Raw genomic sequence first — 19,225 nt, 5'->3', positions numbered from 1 at the left:
GTGCCCTCATCCGGCAAGCCCGTACCCACTACCGCTGGAACACCCGCCCCACCACCCGCCGCCTCAAATAACACCTACTGACGGTCCCTCTTAGACTCTTTCCGATCTGATCCGACCTTTCCTCTGTCCACACCAGACGATTGGAAGTAGATGACCATGAGTCAGCCGGGCGAGAAGAAGGCTTGGCCGGTAACCGTTGGAGCGGTCGCCCTCCTCATCGGGGTCCTGCTCTGCTGCGCCGGGCTGTTTCGCCAGCCGTGGAGCGATGAGGTGGACTGTGGGGGTAAGGCGATGGCGCCGGGTGATTATTGTCTGTCCTCACGGGGAGGAGGACAGACCTATGAGGAGAGGGTGGAGGTCCGCGAGAACGGAACCTGGTTGCTCGTCATCGGCCTGGTGGGGATAGCCGGCGGTGTGCTCTTCCTTGCCACGTCGGGCCTGCTCGGCAAAGGCAAGGATGACGACCCCCAGTAGCTCAGCTGCGGAACGCTTCGACATGGCTGGCCCGGGGTACCCAACCGGCAGACAGGAGCCGCGACGCGGTCCCGTTGCCAAAAAGCACCGAAAGGGGCATGTCGTGACATCGGTTACCCAACGGATCAAGGGATTCCTGAGCAGCCCGCAGGGCCGCAAGCTGATGGACCGGGGACGCCGCGAGGCAGCCAAGCCAAGGACGCAACAAAAGTTGCAACAGTTCGCACAGCGGATCACCGGCCGATCGGCCCCGCGCCGCTGACGCGATCGGCTCGTCCGGCAACTGAAGCATCGGGCAGGTAGAAAGATGCGCTTCTGGCTCTTCAACCCTGCGTACGGCACCCCTGGTATGTGGCAGGACACCGCTCATAGGCGGTGTCCTGCCACGCCAGCGAGAGCCCAGGTGCCCAGCCGTATCGGGAGCACTATGCGACGCGGTAGCGTTGCGCCTCGGTCTCGCGGAACTCCAGGCCGTTGCCGGGCACGGTCAGGTCCGGTACGAGTACGCCGCCGTCGGGTACGAGGGCACCGTCGAAGAAGAGCGACTCGATGCGTACGTGGTCGTGGAACCACTCCAGATGACGCAGGTTGGCAGTAGCTGCCGCCACGTCGACATGCAGATGCGGGACACAGTGGCCGGAGACCTGAAGCCCGTGCGCGGCGGCCACGGCGGCGATCCGCAGCCACTCGGTGATGCCGCCGCAGCGGCTGACGTCGACCTGGAGGCAGTCCACCGCTCCGGCTGCACACATCCGCTGGAAGTAGGGCAGGTCATAGCCGTACTCCCCGGCGGTCACATCCGGGGTGACCGCGTCCCGTACAGCGCGTAGGCCGGTGAGATCGTCGGAGGAGACCGGCTCCTCCAACCAGCGCACGTCGAGATCCGCCACGGCATCGGCAACCCGGATCGCCTGCTTCTCCGTGTATCCGCCGTTGGCGTCGACGTACAGTTCAGCGTCCGCACCGATGGCGTCCCGAGCCTGTCGCATCCGGGTCAGGTCACGATCGACCGCTTTCCCCCAGGACTCACCGATCTTGATCTTTACCCGGGGAATGCCCACCTCGTGCACCCAGTGGCTCACCTGCTCGCGCAACCGCATCTCGTCGTACGTGGTGAAGCCACCGCTGCCGTAGACCGGCACCTGCTCGTACACGACGCCGAGCAGCCGGGCCAGGCGTACCCCGATCAGCCGGGCCTTGAGGTCCCACAACGCGGTGTCGATCGCGGAGATCGCCATTGCGGCCATTCCGGGCCGCCCGACGTTACGCACCGCCCGGCACATGGCCTCGTACGTGCCGGTGACGTCGAGGGCGCACCGCCCGGTGACCACGTCGGCGAGCAGTTCCCCGATCAGTGCGCCGCCGGCCGCCGCCCCGTACGTCCAGCCGGTGCCGACCGCCCCGCCGGCCGTGACCCGAACCAGCACCATGGTGGTGGCGTCCCAACGGAAGGTCCCATCCGCCTCCGGCTGGTCGGTGGGTATCCGATAGACCGCCCAGCGCAGGTCCTCGATGGGCACCTCGATGTCGGAGTCGGGCAGGTCGATGTGGAACATGCCAGGTCACCTGAGAGCGTGGGCGCGGCCGGGACGTCGGGCAAGCATCTGTTCCGGGTAGTCCCCCGGGGCCAACCCCCGGACGGCACCGTTGAGAATCTCGGCGAGGTGTACGGCCCGACGGCCGATCGCGGCGTCCTCGATCTGCGTACGACAGGAAAAGCCGTCGGCGACGACCAGGGTGGCCGGGTCGGCGGCGCGTACGGCCGGCAGCAGGACCCGTTCGGCGCAGGCCAGCGAGACATCGCGGTGTTCGGCGGTCATGCCGAAGTTGCCGGCCAGCCCACAGCAGCCCGAGTCGAGGACCTCGACGTCGAGACCGGCCTGCTGCATCAGCGCGGTGTCCGGGTCGAAGCCCAGGACGGCGTGCTGATGGCAGTGGGTCTGTACGACTGCCTTCGGCCGCCGACCGTCGAGGCTGGTCAGCTGCGGGGTGAAGCCGGGGGACCGCTCGGTGAGCAGTTCCGCCAGGGTCCTGGTCTGCGCGACCAGCCGTTCCACGTCCACGTTGTGGCCGAGCAGCTCGTGTGCGTCGGACCGGAAGACCCCGGTGCAGCTCGGCTCCAGACCCACCACCGGCACACCGTCGCGCAGGTAGGGGGCGAGCACGTCGAGGCTGCGCCGTAACACCCGTCGGGCGGTGCCGAGCTGACCGGTGGAGATCCAGGTCAGCCCGCAGCAGACCTGTTGGGTGGGCATGACCACCCGAAATCCGGCCGCCTCCAGCACCCCCACCGCGGCCGCCGCGACGTGCGGCGACAGGTAGGTGGTGAAGGTGTCCGGCCAGAGCAGCACCTGTCCCCGCTCGCCGGAGCCGCCCGGGGTGCGATGGTGGAACCAGCGCTTGAAGCTGGCGGCGGCAAAGGTCGGTAGCTGCCGGCGCGGGTCCACTCCGGCAACCAGTTTGGCCAGGGTGCCGACGCCGGGGGTGCGTGCGGCCCGGTTGACCGTGCCGGGCGCGAGCATCGCCAGCCGGGCCCAAACCGGCAGCCAGCCGAGGCTGTAGTGGTCCCGGGGACGGATCCGGCCGGCGTAGTGGTGGGCGAGGAACTCGGCCTTGTAGGTGGCCATGTCGACGTTGACCGGGCAGTCGCGTTTGCAGCCCTTGCAGGCCAGGCAGAGGTCGAGGGCATCGGCTACCGCAGGGTCCTGCCAGCCTCCGGTGACGGTCTCGCCGCGCACCATCTCGAACAGCAGCCGGGCCCGACCCCGGGTGGAGTGCTGCTCGTCGCCGGTGACCATGTAGCTGGGGCACATCACCCCGTCGCCGCCGTGTCTACGGCACCGCCCGACGCCGACGCAGCGGTTCGCGGCGCGGGCAAAGCTGTGCTGGTCGGCCGGGTACTGGAACCAGGTGCCCGGTTCGGCGGGGGCGTAGTCGGGACCGAGGCGCAGCTGCTTGTCCAGCGGGTTGGCGTGCACCACCTTGCCGGGGTTCATCCGGTCGTCCGGGTCGAAGATCGCCTTGAACTCCTCGAACACCCGCACCATGTCGTCCCCGTACATCCGGGTCAGCAGTTCACCCCGGGCCTGCCCGTCGCCATGCTCACCGGAGAGCGACCCGCCGTGCGCCACGCACAGGTCGGCGGCCCGTTCGACGAAGGCCCGGAACCGGGCCACCCCGCCGACGGTGACCAGGTCGAACGGGATGCTGGTGTGCAGGCAACCGTTGCCGAAGTGCCCGTACAGACTGGCCGCGCCGTAGCCGAACTCGTCCAGCAGCCCGATGAAGTCGTGCAGGTAGTCGCCGAGCCGCTCCGGCGGGACCGCCGAATCCTCCCAGCCCGGCCAGGTGTCCGGCATGTCCGGTACGCGGGCGGTGGCCGCCAGGGCGGACTCCCGAACGTGCCAGATCTGCTCCTCGTGCCGAGCATCGTCGAAGACCTTCACCGTCGGCGGGTGATCGCTGTGGCGTAACACCTCAACGAGGGCGTCGGCCTTGCCCCGGGCTTCGGCAACGGTGTCACCGCCGAACTGCACCATCAGCCACGCCCCGCCCTCGGGCAGCAGGTGCAGCGCCTCCGGGTGCATGTGCTTGCGGGTCTCGTAGTCGATGAGCTTGTCGTCCAGCGCCTCCAGCACGAAGGGTTGGTGCGGGTTGACGTCCCGTACGGCGTGTGCGGCGGCAACGATGTCGTGGTAGCCGAGCAGCACCATCGCCTTGACGGGTGGTTCGGGCAGCAGGGCCAACTCGGCGCGCAGCACGGTGACGCAGGTCGACTCGCTGCCCACCAGCGCCTGGGCGACGTCGAAGCCGTTCTCCGGCAGCAGTGCGGCCAGGTTGTAGCCGGAGATGCGGCGAGGCAGCTGGGGCAGGTTGCGCAACGCGTCGGCGTGCCGGTCGACCAGCTCCCGGAGGCGACGGTAGATGTCGGCGGGACGGCCACCGGCGGCGATGATCCGTTCGTACTCGGCGTCGGAGGTGGGGCCGACCCACATCCGGGTGCCGTCGTAGGTGAGCACCTCCAGCCGCCGGACGTTGGCGGCGGTGGTACCGCTCCACTGTGCCGTCGAGCCGCACGAGTCGTTGCCGATCATCCCGCCGATGGTGCAGTGCGAGTGGGTGGCCGGTTTCGGGCCGAAGATCAGGTTGTCCCGCCGCCGGGTGTACGCGTTGAGTTCGTCCAGCACGATGCCCGGCTGCACGGTCGCCGTACGCAGCACCGGGTCGAACGACTCGACCCGGTTGACGTACTTGGTGAAGTCGATGACGACGGCGACGTTGCAGCATTCGCCGGCCAGGCTCGTCCCGCCGCCCCGGGCGAGCACCGGCGCACCGTACTCCCGGCACAGTTCGATGGTGGCGGCCACGTCGGCCAGGTCCCGGGGTACGACCACCCCGATCGGCACCTGACGGTAGTTGGAGCCGTCGGTGGCGTAGAGCGCCCGGCTGCCCGGATCGAAGCGCACCTCGCCGAGGATCCGGTGGGAGAGCGCCCGGGCCAGGGCGGTGACGTCCACTTCGACGGGTCCCGCGCCGGGGCGGAGCGTGGGAGTGGGCAGAACGGTCGCCATCACCGCTCCCGCAACTGCTGGATCTTGTCCTTGAACAGGGTGGTGGCGATCGACGCCCGGTGCGGTTGACCGCGCAGGAACGCCTCGGCGAAGTTCTTCGCCTGCTCGTATTTGATTTTTCCGGGCATCGGTGGCTCGTTGGCGTCGACCATCACGTCGATCAACGCCGGACCGTCGTACGCCAGCGCCTCCTGCAACGTCCCGCGCAGGTTGCCCGGCCGGTCGACGTACGCCCCGAACCCGCCACAGCCGCGTGCCCAGCTCGCATAGTCCGGGTTCTGTCCGTCGAACCGGACACCGTACTCGGGATAGCCGAGCACCATCTGCTCCCACAGGATCTGCCCGAGCGAGCTGTTGTTGTTGATCACGACCTTGATGGGCAGCCGATACCGGCAGGCGGTGTGGAACTCGGCCATCAACATGGCGAATCCGCCGTCCCCGGGATAGGCGATCACCTGCCGATCCGGGTAGGCGTGCTGGATCGCGATCGCGTACGGCAGCGCCGGCGCCATGCTGGCCAGGTTGCCGGAGAGATAGAACTCGCGGCCGCCCCGGATGGTCCAGTGTCGGGCCGCCCAGGTCGCCACCGTTCCCGAGTCACAGGTGAGTACGGCGTCGTCGGTGGCTAGGTCGTCGATCAGCGAGGCGAGGTACTGCGGGGCGATCGGGTCGCGGGCGGCGGACTCCAACGCCGCCATGTTGGTCCGCCAGCCCGCCATCTTCGCCTGGTAGCTGCGCAACAGGCGCCGGTCCGGACGGCGGTGCAGCATCGGCAGCAGCGCCGCCAGGGTTGCGGCGACATCCCCGATCAGCGGTACGTCGGTCGGCATCCGCACCCCGGCCCGGGTCGGTTCGATCTCGACCTGCACCGTCTTCACCTTTCCCGGCGTGGGCAGGTGTTTGGTGTACGGAAAGTTGGTGCCGAGCATGACCAGGGTGTCGATCTCCTCGATCAGCTCCTCACTCGGTTTCGTACCGAGCAGGCCGATACCCCCGGTGGTGTACGGCGAGTCGTCGGCGAGCACCATCTTGCCGGAGAGCGTCTTGATCACCGGCGCGTCGAGAGTGTCGGCCATCTGCTCGATGAGCTGCCCCGCTCCCCTGGCTCCGATGCCGACCAGGATGCCGATCTTCTGGCCATCGTTGAGTAGCTGGGCAGCCGCGCGTAGCTCCGCCTCCCGGGGGCGGACCGCCGGAGCCAGATAGATCGGCGCGGTCACCGGCGGGTTCGCCGGGGCGACCAACTCGTACGGCTGCTGCCCAGCCTCGGCGATCTGGATGTCGTTGGGCACGGTCAGGTGCGCCACGCCCCGTCGGCCGTACGCGGTGCGGATCGCGATGTCGACCAGGCTGGGCAGCTGCGCCGGGTTGACGACCATCTCGTTGTAGACGGCAACGTCGGTGAAGAGCCGGTCGAGCTGCACCTCCTGCTGGTAGCCGGTGCCCAGCACGCTGGTCTCCTGCATACCGGTGATCGCGAGCACCGGCTGGTGGTCCATCTTCGCGTCGTAGAGCCCGTTGGCCAGATGGATGCCCCCCGGACCGCTGGTCGCCAGGCACACCCCGATCTCCCCGGTCGCCTTGGCATGTGCGGTCGCCATGAAGGCTGCCGCCTCCTCGTGGTGCACGAGCACGAACCGGATCCGGTCGGCGTTGCGCCGAAGCCCTTCCATGATCCCGTTGATGCCGTCACCGGGCAGACCGAATACGGTCCGGACACCCCAGTCGGCCAAGCGGCTGACCAGCACTTCAGCGGCGATCGCACCCATGCCGGACCGCATACCCGCCCGACGCGCCCTAAACGTCGCGGCGGTCCCGGAACGGCGCCGGCGCGGGCCCGGGAACTGTGACGCCGACACGGGCCGGGAACTGTTCGGCATGGCCGGCCATGACCTGGGCATTCACCCGGTATCGCAGAGGCATCTGAGCGGATGGGGGCTGTCATGAGTGCGAAGAAGCAATCGTCGAACAGTGGTGGAACCGGACGGCCAGGCGCTGGCAGATCCCGCCCGGACAACGATGGGCCCGGGGCGGCCGGCCCGTGGGGCTGGGGCGGCGGCATCGACCGGGAGCCGCCGATGGGTGTCGGTGAGGACTCGCCGTTGGACGAGGGCAGCGAGCCGACCGCCGTACCGCCGGGCCGCCGAGGTGAGCGCCGGGCCGGGAAACCGAGTGAACCTACCGGCCCGGCCGGGCGACACGGGTTCGGCCCGGTCGAGCCGAGCCGGATACCGGCGGCCGGACCGGGTGCACCACCCGACCCCGCGCCGCGTCGCCGGACCTTCCCGAGCGAGGCAATGACCGGTGACCTGCCGGACAACGCGGTCGAGGAACAGACCGGTATGCGCCCGGAGGGCGTCTCGAAACGAAGCGGCCGGTAACGCAACCGCCGTCACCCGGCTGGGTCACTGTCGAGCTGTAGCCCCAAGTCCGGGTCGCTGTCGAGCCGCGCGTGCACGTGCATGTCGTGCCAGCCGTCGGTGTGCCGGGCCTCGCCGCGTTTCGTCCCCTCGGCGGCGAAGCCGGCGCGTTGTGCGACCCGGCAGGACGCGAGGTTCGACGTCGAATGGTTCAGCTCGACCCGGTGTAGGCCGAGAGTGGCGAAGGCCCAGCGGGTCACCGCGGCCAACGCCCGTGGGGCGATCCGACGGCCTCGGGCGGCGGGCAGCACCCAGTACGACACCTCGGCCAGCCCCTCGTGCAGAACGAGTCGGCGCAGGCTGATCTGGCCAACTACCTGCGACGAGTCGACCACCGCCCAACCCGCCCCGGTCTCGGCCTGCCACCGGTCGGACCAGTGGGCGATCCAGTCACGCGCCTCGGCGTCGGTCATCGACCGGCAGTGCCAGCGTTGGATGGCCGGATCGGCGTACGCGACGCGGACGGCCGGATGATCGGACGGCTGCCATGGCCGGAGCACGACGCCGTGGGCAGAGATCACCGGCTGCTCCAGCGCCGCCAGGCAACCGGGCGGCAATACGGGTTCGACCAGTGACGGCACTCGCCGACGGTAGTCGGTCTGGCTCTATGACCTCTGAACGACCCCTCTTTCATTATCATTCTCGATAGTGATAACGTTGGCGTCGTGAAGATGCCGAGGGAACGTTGGGCCGACCTGGTCCTGCATCCGGTACGAATCCGGATCCTGCGGGCCGTCGCGGGTGGCCAGCTCACCACGCACGACCTTGTCGAGCTGCTACCGGACATTCCGCAGGCCACGCTCTACCGACACCTGGCAACCCTGGTCAACGCCGCACTGCTCGACGTCGTCGAGGAGCGCAAGGTCCGAGGTGCCGTCGAGCGGGTGTACGCGCTACCCGAACAGGGCTCGGCGCTGGATGCCTCGACCCTGGCCACGGCCACGGCCGAGGAGCACGAGCGCTACTTCACGGCGTTCGTGTCGAGCCTGTTGTCGGAGTTCTCCCGCTACCTCGCCCGGGAGCGGATCGACTTCGCCGCAGACGGCGTCGGATACCACCAGCTCGTGATGCATCTGACCGACGCCGAGCTGGGCCAGTTCGCCGCAGGTCTCAACGCCCTCATCCAGCCACTGCTGGCCAACGAGCCCGGCAACGGGCGGGTGCCCCGGCTACTGGCGACCATCCTGCTGCCGGCCGACCAGCCGACAGCCACCAACGACAACGACAGCGACAGCGACAGCGAACCACCAGAGCCGGCGAACGGCTCCATACGACGAACGGGGGATGACTGATGGCTTCGGTCACGGTTACCGGCGATCTGATCGACATCCGGTTCACCAACTGGGAGCGGATGTGGATCGGGCGGGAGCGGCTGGCGCTGCCCATCACCGTGGTACGGCAGGCCGCCACGGTCGACAGTCCACTGCACCTTGCCCGAGGCGCGCGACGCGGATACGTGGTGTCCGGCTTCGTCAAAATCGGCATCTGGGGCCTGTTCGGTGGCCCTCGACAGCTCGTGGCGGCCCGCCGCGGCGAACCAGGTCTACACCTCGTCCTGGACCGCGCGGCTGCCGGCGGCGAGTTCGACGAGGTCGTACTCTCCATCCCGGCCGCACCGCACATCGTCGAGGCGATCGGACAGGCAAGGGCGGCCCAAGCATGACCGGCAACCGCATGGCGATCGAGGTCTCCCACCTGACGAAGCGATACGGCAGCGTCACCGCCGTACACGACCTGAGTTTCACCGTCGAGCCCGGCGTGGTCACCGGATTCCTCGGCCCCAACGGTGCTGGCAAGACCACCACGATGCGGATGCTGACCGGCCTCGTCTCGCCCACCTCCGGCACCGCGACGATCGGCGGGCAGCCGTACGCCCGGCTGCGCCGACCGTCGAGTACCGTCGGCGCGGTCTTCGACGCCAACGCGTTCCACCCCGGCCACACCGCCCGCGACCACCTGCGCGTCTACGCTGCGATGGGCGGCCACCCGGATGGCAGGGTCACCGAACTGCTTGACCTGCTCGGCCTCACCGAGGCCGCCGAGCGCCGTACCCGAGGTTTCTCCACCGGCATGCGGCAACGGCTCAACCTCGCCACCGCGCTCCTCGGCGACCCCCGTGTCCTACTGCTCGACGAGCCGAGCAACGGCCTCGACCCGGAAGGCATGTCGTGGCTGCGTAGCTTCCTGCGCCGGCTGGCCGACGAAGGGCGCACCGTCCTGATCTCCAGCCATGTGCTCAGCGAGGTCCAACAACTCGTCGACGACGTGATCGTGATCCGACGCGGCGAACTCGTCGCCGCCGGACCCTGGTCCCGCCTCGCCGGTCCGCCAGCGGTGCTGGTCACCTCGCCCGACGCCGACCTGCTGGCCGCCGCGCTGGCAGCCGGCCCGGGCACTGCCCCCACCACCGCGCCACGAATCGAATCGGCCGGACCAGACCAGCTGCGGGTGTACGGGCTGGACACGGCGACCGTCGCCGACCTCGCCGCCGCGCAACGGCTACGGATACATCAACTAACCACCGAGAACCCCAGCCTCGAACACCTTTTCCTCCACCTGACGACCGACAAGGCGACCGCCCCATGAATCTCTTGATCAAAGCGGAGGTCCGCAGACTGCTGGCCACCCGGATGTGGGGCGGCCTGCTGCTCACCGCTGCCCTACTCGGCGGCGGCCTGATCGGCGCCATGGCGCTGGTCGGCCCGGAGAACTTCGATCCCCCGATGCCCGGCCTGGACACCGAAACCGGCATCCGCTCGATCCTCGGCATCCTCGGCTACACCGCGTTCGTGCCGGCCGCCGCCGGGACCGTCGCGGTCACCTCCGAGTACCGCCACCGCACCGCCGCCGTCACGTTCCTGTTCGTACCACGCCGCTGGCAGGTGCTCGTCGCCAAGCTCGCCACGTACGCGGTCGTCGGTTTGGCGTACGGGCTCATCCTCGCCGGCACCGCCGCTGCGGCCCTCATCACCGTCGCCGCCGCCCGGGGCGTCCCTCTTGGCCTGCCGGTCCCCACCGTGCTGGCGCTGCTCGGCCGCATCGGCATCGCGATGGTGGTGTACCTGCTCATCGGCGTCGCCATGGGTGCCCTCATTCGCAACCAGGTCACGGCCCTGTGTGTCGTCGTCGGCTACCTGTATATGGCCGAGACGCTGCTCATGATGATTCCCGGCGTGAACCTGCTCTATCCGCTCCTGCCCGGGGGCGCCACCGCCTCCCTCACCGACTTCACCTACCTCGCCGACGCCGTGTCCGAACAACTCGGCAGTACGGCTGTCCCGCTCCTCCCCCCGGCCGGCGGTGCACTGCTGCTCACGGCGTACGCGTTGGTCGCCGCCGTCATCGCCGTCATCATTCCGCTGCGCCGCGACGTCACCTGACCAATCACCTACCTGCGTTCATCCCGGTAACGCACTGAGATCGCCCGGTGGCGGTACGGATCCGTACCGCCACCGGGCCGGCCGCAGCGAACCGCAGTTGTGTCGGGTCAGTGGCCGAGCACCCGTTGCAGTCGGCGGGCCTCGGTGACCAGGCGACTCGTACCGCCACGCCCGGCCACGGCGGCGAGCTCGGGGCTCGGCGGCGGGTCACCCGCGCCCCGCTGGGCCGCCGTCTGGGTGGCGAGAGCCAGCAGATCGGGCAGTCCTCGGGGTGCTGCGGGCAACAGAGCGGGTAGCGCGGCGACGATCGTCTGCCACACGGTCGCGACCGCGCCGGCCCGGGCCGCGTCGGTCAGCGCCGGCACCACCCGGCTCAGCTTGATCGTCCCGTCCGCGCCGAGATCGCCCAGCTCGCGCCCCACCCCGGCGGCGAACTGCGTGCCCGCCCCGGACAACAGCAGGAACGCGTCGACCCCGGCCACCCGATCGGCCTCGTGGCGGGCGGCAAGTGTGTAGGCAAACGCGAGGGACATCGCCGGTCCGACCGAGCCGTCGCATTCCGCCAGCAACGGCAGCATCGCACCGTCGCCCCGGCTGTCGCTGTCGGCCAACGCCGCGATACCCGGTAGCGCCCACGCGGCCACCACCTCACGGTGGTGCGGCAGCGCCGCCGACCACAGGTCGCTGCCGGAGGCGGGAACGATCGTCGGTGCCGTCGCGCGATGCAGGGTGAACAGCTGCTGGTCGAGATGACCGATCGGTTCGCCCGCTGGCTGGAGATCGACCACGACCCGACGGGCCGGAGCGGCGGACTGCCAGTAGCCGGGCGACCGGTTCGGCTGGGGGCGCTGCTCCACCCGGACCGCCACCGGATCCGGTGCCCCGCCGACAGCCAACCGGTTGGCGAGCTGCTTTCCGGCCGGCGAACGCAGCGCCTGGGCCCGGGTAGTCAGAGCCGGATCAGCACCGCGAGGCAACCGCAGCAGCGCCTGCTCCAGGTCAATCGGCCAGGGCTGCCAGCCGGCCGCCTCCGCTGCCTCGATCCGGCCGAGCAGCACCTCGACGGCGAGTGATCCGGTGACCGAGGTGGGGGTCGAGATCAGCGCCGGTACCGATCGCCGGTCAAGTCGCACCGCGATTTCCGCGATCCGCAACCCGAGCACCCGGTCGGGAGTCCGCGGAATCCCCGAGCCTGGCAGGCCGAACGAGTCGCCCTCCCAGGCGTGTCGGATGACGGCGGCCGTTCCCTCCCCGAGACTGCGAAGCCGGCCGGGCAGGATGGCGCTGCGAATCGCCTCACCGAGCCAGCCAAAGTGGTGCCGATGCATCCAACTCTGGTTGCCGAAGAAGGCTGCGTGGCGGTCGAGTAACGGGCTCAGTGCGTCCGCCAGAGCCGCCTGGTCGGCATGCAGTGTCACCACACCAGCGAGAATTCGCTCCCAGGCCACTGCGGTCTCGCCGCCGTGCAGGAGGGCTGAGATCTCCTCCGCCAACTCGGCGGCGCTGCCGATCGGTGCGGGCATCGCCGCCGGGGCAGGCACCGGCAACTCGAACATCCCGACCAACCTGGTGTCACCCGCTTCCTCGGCCGGGGACACCCCCGCCGTGCCGAACAGGTCGGCGGCCCGGGCTGGCAGGTCCCCGCCGAGCAGGGACGCCGCGTCCGCCAGGCCGGCGATGGTGGCGGGATTCGCCCGGTCCAGGTGCTTCGCCGCCACCGCCAGCGCTCGGTCCTGGATGTCGAGCGCCTCGTGTCCGAACGCGACCGACACCACGTCGAGCACCTCGCCAACCTGGTCCGGGTGCCGACGGGTCACCCGGTCCAGCCAGCCGAGCTGGGCCTTCACCAGCCCCTTCTCCCGTCGGAGCAGGGTCTGCCGGCTCACGTCCAGCAGGGTCGTCAACTCCAGCCGTCCGGCATCGTCGACGGTGCGCAGGGCACGCTGGGCCAAGCCGGCGACGGTGCTCGGCGCGTCCGACAGCAACCGGGCGTAGTCGAGCACCCGATCGGCAAGCTCGTCGAGGGTCGGAGCCAGCGACTCGTGCAGCACCAGGAACGGGCGCAGCGCACCGGGCCGATCGCCGCGCAGAAACCGCCCCAGGCAACCATCCAGCAGGACCTTACGGTCCAGCCGCCCCTCCCCGGCCAGTGTGACGAGCGCGGTGGGGAAGATCGGGCTGTCGTCCCACACCCGCCGCTGGTTGTCCCAGCTGCCCTGGACGAGGTTGTTGCCGATCCCGTCGATCTCGAAGATCGCCGGTAGGACGAGATCCAGAAAGGGATCGTCGCGTAGTCGGTCGGCGAAAGGCACCGCACGCCGATCAGCGTCAACACGAAGCACCTCGTTCAGCCAGCCTCGGGCGAAGCCCTCGTTGACCGGCGGCGTGGCTCCCGTCTCGATCAGCAGCGCCGCCACGAAGGTCCAGTGGAAGGCGTCCCGGTCGAGTCGGCCGGCAAGTCGTACGGCAAGGTCCCCGAGCCAGGGCACCTGCCGGGCCCGGGCCAGGTCGAGGAAGAGTCGGATGGGGATGCGGTTCCACACGTCCCGCACACTGCGCCGGCACAACAGTGTGGCGGCCCGGGCCGCCGAGGGCAGGCAACCGATCGCGGCCAGGCCCACCCCGGCGGCCGGGTTGCCGGCACCGCCCCACCACCGGTCGACGGGAACCTTCCGGACGTACGCCTCCAGGTCGCGGGCCAACGCGAGACGTTGCTCCTCGGGGGCTGCGATGAGCAGGCGAAACACGCCGCCCCGGTCGGCGCGTTCGATCCGGTCCTGGACCATCGGCCAGGTCAGCATCGACTCGGTCACCTCGTCACCTCACTGCCATGCGCCGTGCTCGGCTGCGTCGCAGGAGCGGCTGCTTCCTCGGGAACGTCCGGGGCCGCACCGTCACGCACCAGCCGTACCGCCAACGCGTGCTTGCACGGCCCGCGCCCGCCCCGGTGCGTGGCCCACCAGGGACAGGTGCAGGTCAGTCCGGCGTCGGACAGCCGTACCTGGTAGCTGCCGTTGTCGCCGCGTACCGTCGCCAGGTCACCGGCCAACGTGACGGCATGGTCCGCGACCAACGCCCGCGCCGCGCGGAGCCGGGGGTTCATCCGCTCGACCGTGCCCGCGTCGTAGGGCAGGGTGCGATGGAAGTAGCCGGCCTCGGCCACGTCGTAGCCGACCCGACCGGCGGTGCCGAGCTGGGTCAACGCGGCCCGTACCCGGGCGATGTCCAACCCGGACACGTCAGCCAGGGCCGCCAGGTCGATCGTGGGATCCCAGGAGAGCAGGGCACTGACCAGATCGGCGTCGTCGGCGGCCTCGTCGGAGGCGAGCGCGGACAGCACCGCTCCCTCGCCGGAGAAGCCCCGATGCGGCTCGGGCGACAGCGTCACCGACAACCGTAGTGCGGGGGTGGTCAACTCCCAGGTGCTCGACACCGGGCTGTTGCCCGCCCCCACCGGTGGGCCGTAGATCCGCAAACTGGTGGCGAAGCGCAGAAACGGGCGGAGGGCCGACAGTCTTCCGGCACCTGGCAGACAGACCGCCCCGGGCAGCGGTCGGGAGGTCAGCCGTAGAGCGCGTCCGGCCGGTATCGCCCAGAGCACCGACCGGTCGTTGCCAGCCGGTAGTCGACGGAGGAACGCCATGGCGTCGGACCCGTTGATCTGGGCCCGCAGGTCGAAGCTGGAGGTGATCACCTGGGCCTCGGCGAACCCACGCAGCCAGCGCGCGGGCAGGGGCACCTTACGCTCGACGATCGGACCGTCGAAGGTGGTCACGGTGAGATCGTCGGGGCCGACCGCGAGGTGCAGTGGGTCTCCCCCGCCGATCCGGGCCAGCGCCTGCCGCAGGGGTGGGTTGACGTCGACGTTGGTGGTGCCGTGCGCGACGACGTCTCCGTCGAGCCCGGCAGGCAGCACATCGAGTCGGGCGTAGACGCCGCAGCATCCGGAGAACGACTCGAACCGCAGCCGGTCCCGGCTGCCGGTCACCACCGGGTCCAGGCTCGCCGGGTTGATCGGCTGGTAATAGCGGGTACGCGCCACCTCCGCGACCGCGAGCAGGCCGACGGCCGCCGCCTCGGGCGCAGTGACGAAACCAGTGAAGAATCTCGGGTGTGTGGTCGGGCCGCCCGAGGTCTGTAGGGTCAGTCGCCCGCCGTCGGGCGCGAGGCTCGACGAGCCGAGATAGGAGTACGAAGCAACCGCTGCCATGGCCCGGGAAGCTACCTCCGGGGTACGACGCCCTGTCGACCCGGCGCTCCGCCCGGGTGGACTGTGCACGATGTGCAGCGGTCCGGCCCGGTATCGTGCCGTCGTGACCGACCACGAGAACCAGCGCGCCGTGGACATCTACACCGATGGCGCGTGCAGCGGCAATCCGGGCCCCGGCGGATGGGGTGCGGTGCTGCGCTACGGCAGTACGGAGAAGGAGATCTGCGGTGGTGAGGCGGGCGACACCACCAACAACCGGATGGAGCTGATGGCCGCGATCCGGGGGTTGGAGAGCCTGACCCGGCCGGTGGTGGTACGGATGCACACCGACAGCACATACGTGCGGGACGGCATCACGAAGTGGATTCCTCGCTGGAAGGCCAACGGCTGGCAGACCGCCGCCCGGCAGCCGGTCAAGAACGCCGACCTGTGGCAGCGCCTGGATGCGGCGACCGGCCGCCACGAGGTGCGTTGGCACTGGGTCAAGGGGCACGCGGGACATCCGGAGAACGAGCGCGCCGACCAGCTCGCGGCCAAGGGACTGCGGGAGGCGTGTGTGGCGGCTGGCGGGTCGCAGCCAACTGCCCTGCCGGCAGCTCGCCGCAGCGGTCGGCCGCCAGTGACCGCCGATACGCCGAACCGATCGCTCGGATCAGCTACGCAAGGCTGACCAGCTAGGCAGGGGTGAGCACCTCCCGGGTCAGTTAGGCAGGGGTGAGCACCTCCCGGGTCAGCTGATGGCTGAACCGTTCGAGAGTCTGCACACCCTGTTCCTTCTGCGCGAGGTTGGTCTGTAGATTCCGCACGCACTCGGTCTCGCCCATCACCGAGGTCCAGTCGATCATGCTCTGATAGCTGCTGATCGCGAAGTACATGAACCGGATGGCGGTGCCGACCGCGAACAGGTCCACCACCTCGGGTGCGGGTCGCAGACCGAGGAACTGCTCCAGCCGTTGCCGGATGCCTTCGACCGTGGAGGACGGGGTCTCCAGGGGCGCGGCCCCGAGAACGCGGAGGCAGGCCACGATGTTCTCGGACTGTCGTTCACTCGCCTGCTCTTCCTCACGCAACGCCTGCTGCAGGTCACCGTGTTGGATGTGGCCGGCTATCCAACCGAGCATCTTCCCGCCGGCCTGCTCGGCGTCGCGAAGTATGCCCAGTTCGTAGAAGAACAGGCCCTCTGCGGTATTCAGTCCCATCCTTCGGTCCCCCGCCCGCTTCTCGACGCCCTGACCGGTTCAGGTGCCCTGGTCGAGTCAGCGCCTTTGTTGAGGTCGTCGGCTACCCAGGATTTCGAATTTGAATCCATCCTCGGGCGACGGCAGGGATCAGACTCACAAGCCTGGATCTTGACATATGTCAATCGATGCGTCAGGTTGTGCCCACCTGGCGACGAGATCGACCAGCGGATCAGGCGACAACTCGACACGAGGGACCCGAGCACGATCGGAGAACTGATGCGAGTCACAACCACAGGTAGGCGGGCGCTCGCCGTACTTGCCACCGCGGGCCTCCTACTGGTGCCACTGACGACGACGACAGAATCACCGGCAACAACGCGGACCGCGCAGGAGTGGACCCCGGCAGCACAAACCCAGGCCCGCAACATCCCGACGCCGGAACGCTACTTCGGCTTCAAAATGGGAACCACCGGCCAGCTCGCCGGATTCACAAAGATCAAAGACTATCTCCGCCTCATCGACCGCGACTCCGACCGCGTCACCTACCAGGTCGCCGGCACCACCACGGATGGCAACGAGTATCCGGTGCTCTTCCTCAGCTCCCCGGGTAACCTGCGCAAACTCGACCGGATCGTCGAGATGAACCGCCGGCTGTCCGACCCACGGGGGCTCACCCCCGAACAGGCCCGAGCATTGGCCGCGCAGAGCGTGCCGGTGTACATGCTGGAAGCCACCCTGCACTCCACCGAGGTCTCCAACACGCAGGCGGTCGTCGACCTCGTGCACCGGTTCGCCACCGAAGACTCCGACTACACCCGTAACGTGCTGGACAATCTCGTCGTCATGGTGATCCCGTCCGGCAATCCCGACGGTCAGCACCGGGTCGTCGACTACTTCAACAAGACGGCCGGTACCGACCTCAACCGGGTCTACCCGGACCTCTACCAGAAGTACGTCGGCCACGACAACAACCGGGACTGGTTCATGTTCACCCAGCCGGAGACCCGGATCCGCACCAACCTGGAGAAGAGGTACCGACCGGTCGTGTTCCACGCCGGACATCAGGCCGGCACCGGCAGTCCCCGGATCTGGCTACCCACCTACGACGAGCCGCTCAGCCGGGACATCGACCCGATCACCATCGAGTCGGCTAACTCCCTCGGTGCTCAGGTCGGCCGGGCCCTGATCGCCGAGGGCAAGACGGGCGTCCAGCACGACGACGCGTACGGCATCTTCTGGAACGCCGACGTCGCCGGCTACTCCTCCTACCGGGGCACGTCACTGTTCCTACACGAGATCGCCAGCGCCCGGGACCTGGCGTACCCGGTCAAGAGTCCGGACGGTAAGCCGCTCGGCGCGCAGGACCGGACCATGCGCAACGTCGCACCGTACGACAGCGACACGTGGACGCTGGAGCAAATGGTCGACTATGCCAAGACCAGCTACTACACAGGTCTGAAGACAGTCGCCGACAACGCCCAGAGTTGGCTCTACAACAACCTCTACCAGGTCGCCCGCAACAGCCTCACCTGGACCGGCGGCCCGTACGCCTACGTTGTCCCGACCGGGCAACGCGACCCGTACGCCACCTTCGAACTGCTCGACATCCTGGAATTCGGCGAGGTCGAGATCGATCGGGCAACCAGGGCGTTCACCGCAGGCAACCGGCACTACGAGGCCGGCTCGTACGTCATCCGCACTCAGCAGCCGCTGGGCCGGTGGGTCGACCAACTGTTGAAGATCGAGGCGTACCCACAGAACGCCCGCAAGTGCGCCAACTGCCCGCTGATCATGCCGTACAGCGAGACCACCGACAATCTGGCGCTGCTGCTCGGCGTCGCCGTGGACGCCGTCGCGGATCCGTTCACCGCCCGGCTGGAGCGGGTCAGCCGGATCGACCCGGCCCCGGTACGGATGCCGGCCGCACCGAAGGCCAGTGGCGCCTACCTCGTCTCGCCCCACTCGTACGCGGTCGGCAAGATGCTCGCCGCCCTCCAATCCGCCAACGTCCCGGTGTTCCGATCGGAGGGCACGTTCGCCGCGTCCGGCCGAGACTTCGCGGCCGGCACCGTAATCGTCCCGCCGAGCAGCCAGGCCCGTACGGTGCTGGCCCGAGTCTCCGCCGAGACCGGCGTACCGGTCTTCGCCACGGACAGCACCCCTCGGGTGAGAGGCTTCCAGCTCAAGCCGAACACCCGGGTTGGCCTGATCCGGGGTGCGAACAACATGCCGGGCGGCTGGCTGATGTGGATGTTCGACCAGTACGGCATCAACTACCGGGTCGTCAGCGCGGACGACTACGCCGGTGCTGGCCTCGCCTCCCAATACGACACGATCGTCATCGCCGACGGCATCACCAAGCAGCGGATCGTCACCGGAATCGACCCGGCCCGTCATCCGCAGGAGTTCGCCTGGGCGCGGGGCGTCGGTGAGGCGGGCTGGGCCCAACTGCGGGCGTTCGTCCAGGGCGGTGGCAACCTGGTCGCCATCGGCGACGGCGCGGACACCGCGCGGGAGTTGCTCGACCTGCCGGTCCGCAACGTCGTACCGACCAACCGGGACCAGTTCAACGTGCCCGGGGCGCTGGTGCGCAACGCCTTCGACCCGAGCGTCCCGGCGGCGTGGGGCATGCCGGCGCAGTGGCCGGTGTGGTTCTACAACAACTCCGCCTATCAGGTCACTGACACCGTGGCCCGGGTGGCGGCCAGCTATCCGACCCAGGGTGAGCTGTTGGCCAGCGGGTACGCCCATGGCCAGCAGGCCCTCGCTGGCCAGGCCAATGTCGTGTCGTTCGACGTCGGACAGGGCCACGTGACCATCGCCGGTGCCGAACTCACCTTCCGGAGCTGGCCACGTGCCGCCTTCCCGGTGCTCTACAACTCCATCTACCACGGTCCGGCACAGCCGACGGACGCACCACGGTTCAACTGACCATCTCGCCGTGGCGGTGGCCAACTCCGCCACCGCCACGGCGAGAGCGGTCGGCGGG

Annotated in this window: 16 protein-coding genes; 9 read left to right on the top strand and 7 right to left on the bottom strand. The window is 69.2% G+C overall.

Translation table 11 applies throughout. The annotated features are described in order from the left end of the window. Nucleotides 1-150: 150 nt before the first annotated feature. Both ACWDV4_RS29460 and ACWDV4_RS29455 read left to right on the top strand, forming a co-directional pair. Entirely contained in the window at nt 151-474 is a 324-nt protein-coding gene (locus tag ACWDV4_RS29460; RefSeq protein ID WP_449985410.1) for a hypothetical protein, read from the top strand. Between the two features lie 103 nt (nt 475-577). Continuing rightward, complete coding sequence (locus ACWDV4_RS29455; RefSeq protein ID WP_449985408.1) at nt 578-736, top strand: hypothetical protein; 159 nt, start codon at nt 578-580, stop codon at nt 734-736. Between the two features lie 163 nt (nt 737-899). Here ACWDV4_RS29455 and ACWDV4_RS29450 read toward each other — a convergent pair whose 3' ends face one another. Genes ACWDV4_RS29450 through ACWDV4_RS29440 form a run of 3 tightly spaced genes read right to left on the bottom strand, consistent with a single transcriptional unit; the run spans nt 900 to nt 6,814 of the window. Then, nucleotides 900-2,030 carry an enolase C-terminal domain-like protein gene (locus ACWDV4_RS29450; protein WP_449985405.1) on the bottom strand — a complete coding sequence of 377 codons (1,131 nt, stop codon included), beginning with the start codon at nt 2,028-2,030 and terminating at the stop codon, nt 900-902. A gap of 6 nt (nt 2,031-2,036) precedes the next feature. Continuing rightward, nucleotides 2,037-5,045: an FAD-binding and (Fe-S)-binding domain-containing protein gene (locus ACWDV4_RS29445; RefSeq protein WP_449985402.1), complete on the bottom strand. Its 3,009-nt coding sequence runs from the start codon at nt 5,043-5,045 to the stop codon at nt 2,037-2,039. Then, nucleotides 5,045-6,814 carry a thiamine pyrophosphate-dependent enzyme gene (locus ACWDV4_RS29440; protein ID WP_449985400.1) on the bottom strand — a complete coding sequence of 590 codons (1,770 nt, stop codon included), beginning with the start codon at nt 6,812-6,814 and terminating at the stop codon, nt 5,045-5,047. Before ACWDV4_RS29440 ends, ACWDV4_RS29445 begins: the two co-directional genes overlap by 1 nt. A 309-nt stretch (nt 6,815-7,123) precedes the next feature. On the opposite strand from ACWDV4_RS29440, the gene ACWDV4_RS29435 reads away from it, so the two are divergent. After that, complete coding sequence (locus tag ACWDV4_RS29435; protein WP_449985398.1) at nt 7,124-7,426, top strand: hypothetical protein; 303 nt, start codon at nt 7,124-7,126, stop codon at nt 7,424-7,426. A gap of 11 nt (nt 7,427-7,437) precedes the next feature. On the opposite strand, the gene ACWDV4_RS29430 is transcribed toward ACWDV4_RS29435, so the two are convergent. Beyond that, complete coding sequence (locus ACWDV4_RS29430) at nt 7,438-8,046, bottom strand: GNAT family N-acetyltransferase (RefSeq protein WP_449985396.1); 609 nt, start codon at nt 8,044-8,046, stop codon at nt 7,438-7,440. A gap of 90 nt (nt 8,047-8,136) precedes the next feature. On the opposite strand from ACWDV4_RS29430, the gene ACWDV4_RS29425 reads away from it, so the two are divergent. Genes ACWDV4_RS29425 through ACWDV4_RS29410 form a run of 4 tightly spaced genes read left to right on the top strand, consistent with a single transcriptional unit; the run spans nt 8,137 to nt 10,845 of the window. Next, nucleotides 8,137-8,757: a helix-turn-helix domain-containing protein gene (locus ACWDV4_RS29425; protein ID WP_449985415.1), complete on the top strand. Its 621-nt coding sequence runs from the start codon at nt 8,137-8,139 to the stop codon at nt 8,755-8,757. Then, a complete protein-coding gene (locus tag ACWDV4_RS29420) occupies nt 8,757-9,128 on the top strand; it encodes a hypothetical protein (RefSeq protein ID WP_449985394.1) in 372 nt (123 codons plus the stop codon). The genes ACWDV4_RS29425 and ACWDV4_RS29420 overlap by 1 nt, the downstream gene beginning before the upstream one ends. Continuing rightward, nucleotides 9,125-10,051: an ABC transporter ATP-binding protein gene (locus ACWDV4_RS29415; RefSeq protein WP_449985392.1), complete on the top strand. Its 927-nt coding sequence runs from the start codon at nt 9,125-9,127 to the stop codon at nt 10,049-10,051. Before ACWDV4_RS29420 ends, ACWDV4_RS29415 begins: the two co-directional genes overlap by 4 nt. Then, complete coding sequence (locus ACWDV4_RS29410; protein WP_449985389.1) at nt 10,048-10,845, top strand: ABC transporter permease; 798 nt, start codon at nt 10,048-10,050, stop codon at nt 10,843-10,845. The genes ACWDV4_RS29415 and ACWDV4_RS29410 overlap by 4 nt, the downstream gene beginning before the upstream one ends. Before the next feature lie 107 nt (nt 10,846-10,952). Here the strand turns inward: ACWDV4_RS29410 and ACWDV4_RS29405 are convergent, their stop codons facing one another. Both ACWDV4_RS29405 and ACWDV4_RS29400 read right to left on the bottom strand, forming a co-directional pair. Beyond that, entirely contained in the window at nt 10,953-13,658 is a 2,706-nt protein-coding gene (locus ACWDV4_RS29405; protein ID WP_449985387.1) for a hypothetical protein, read from the bottom strand. After that, nucleotides 13,655-15,055 carry an SWIM zinc finger family protein gene (locus ACWDV4_RS29400; protein ID WP_449985385.1) on the bottom strand — a complete coding sequence of 467 codons (1,401 nt, stop codon included), beginning with the start codon at nt 15,053-15,055 and terminating at the stop codon, nt 13,655-13,657. The genes ACWDV4_RS29405 and ACWDV4_RS29400 overlap by 4 nt, the downstream gene beginning before the upstream one ends. A 103-nt stretch (nt 15,056-15,158) precedes the next feature. On the opposite strand from ACWDV4_RS29400, the gene rnhA reads away from it, so the two are divergent. Continuing rightward, the gene (rnhA, locus tag ACWDV4_RS29395; RefSeq protein ID WP_449985382.1) at nt 15,159-15,725 is read left to right on the top strand and encodes a ribonuclease HI; all 567 of its coding nucleotides are present in this window, start codon (nt 15,159-15,161) and stop codon (nt 15,723-15,725) included. A gap of 34 nt (nt 15,726-15,759) precedes the next feature. Here rnhA and ACWDV4_RS29390 read toward each other — a convergent pair whose 3' ends face one another. Continuing rightward, a complete protein-coding gene (locus tag ACWDV4_RS29390; RefSeq protein WP_449985380.1) occupies nt 15,760-16,254 on the bottom strand; it encodes a YciE/YciF ferroxidase family protein in 495 nt (164 codons plus the stop codon). A gap of 258 nt (nt 16,255-16,512) precedes the next feature. Here ACWDV4_RS29390 and ACWDV4_RS29385 point away from each other — a divergent pair, with 258 nt between their 5' ends. Beyond that, a complete protein-coding gene (locus ACWDV4_RS29385; RefSeq protein ID WP_449985377.1) occupies nt 16,513-19,167 on the top strand; it encodes a M14 family zinc carboxypeptidase in 2,655 nt (884 codons plus the stop codon). Nucleotides 19,168-19,225 lie beyond the last annotated feature (58 nt).

The organism is Micromonospora sp. NPDC003197 (assembly GCF_053590565.1).
This window is presented reverse-complemented; position numbering and strand designations above follow the sequence as displayed.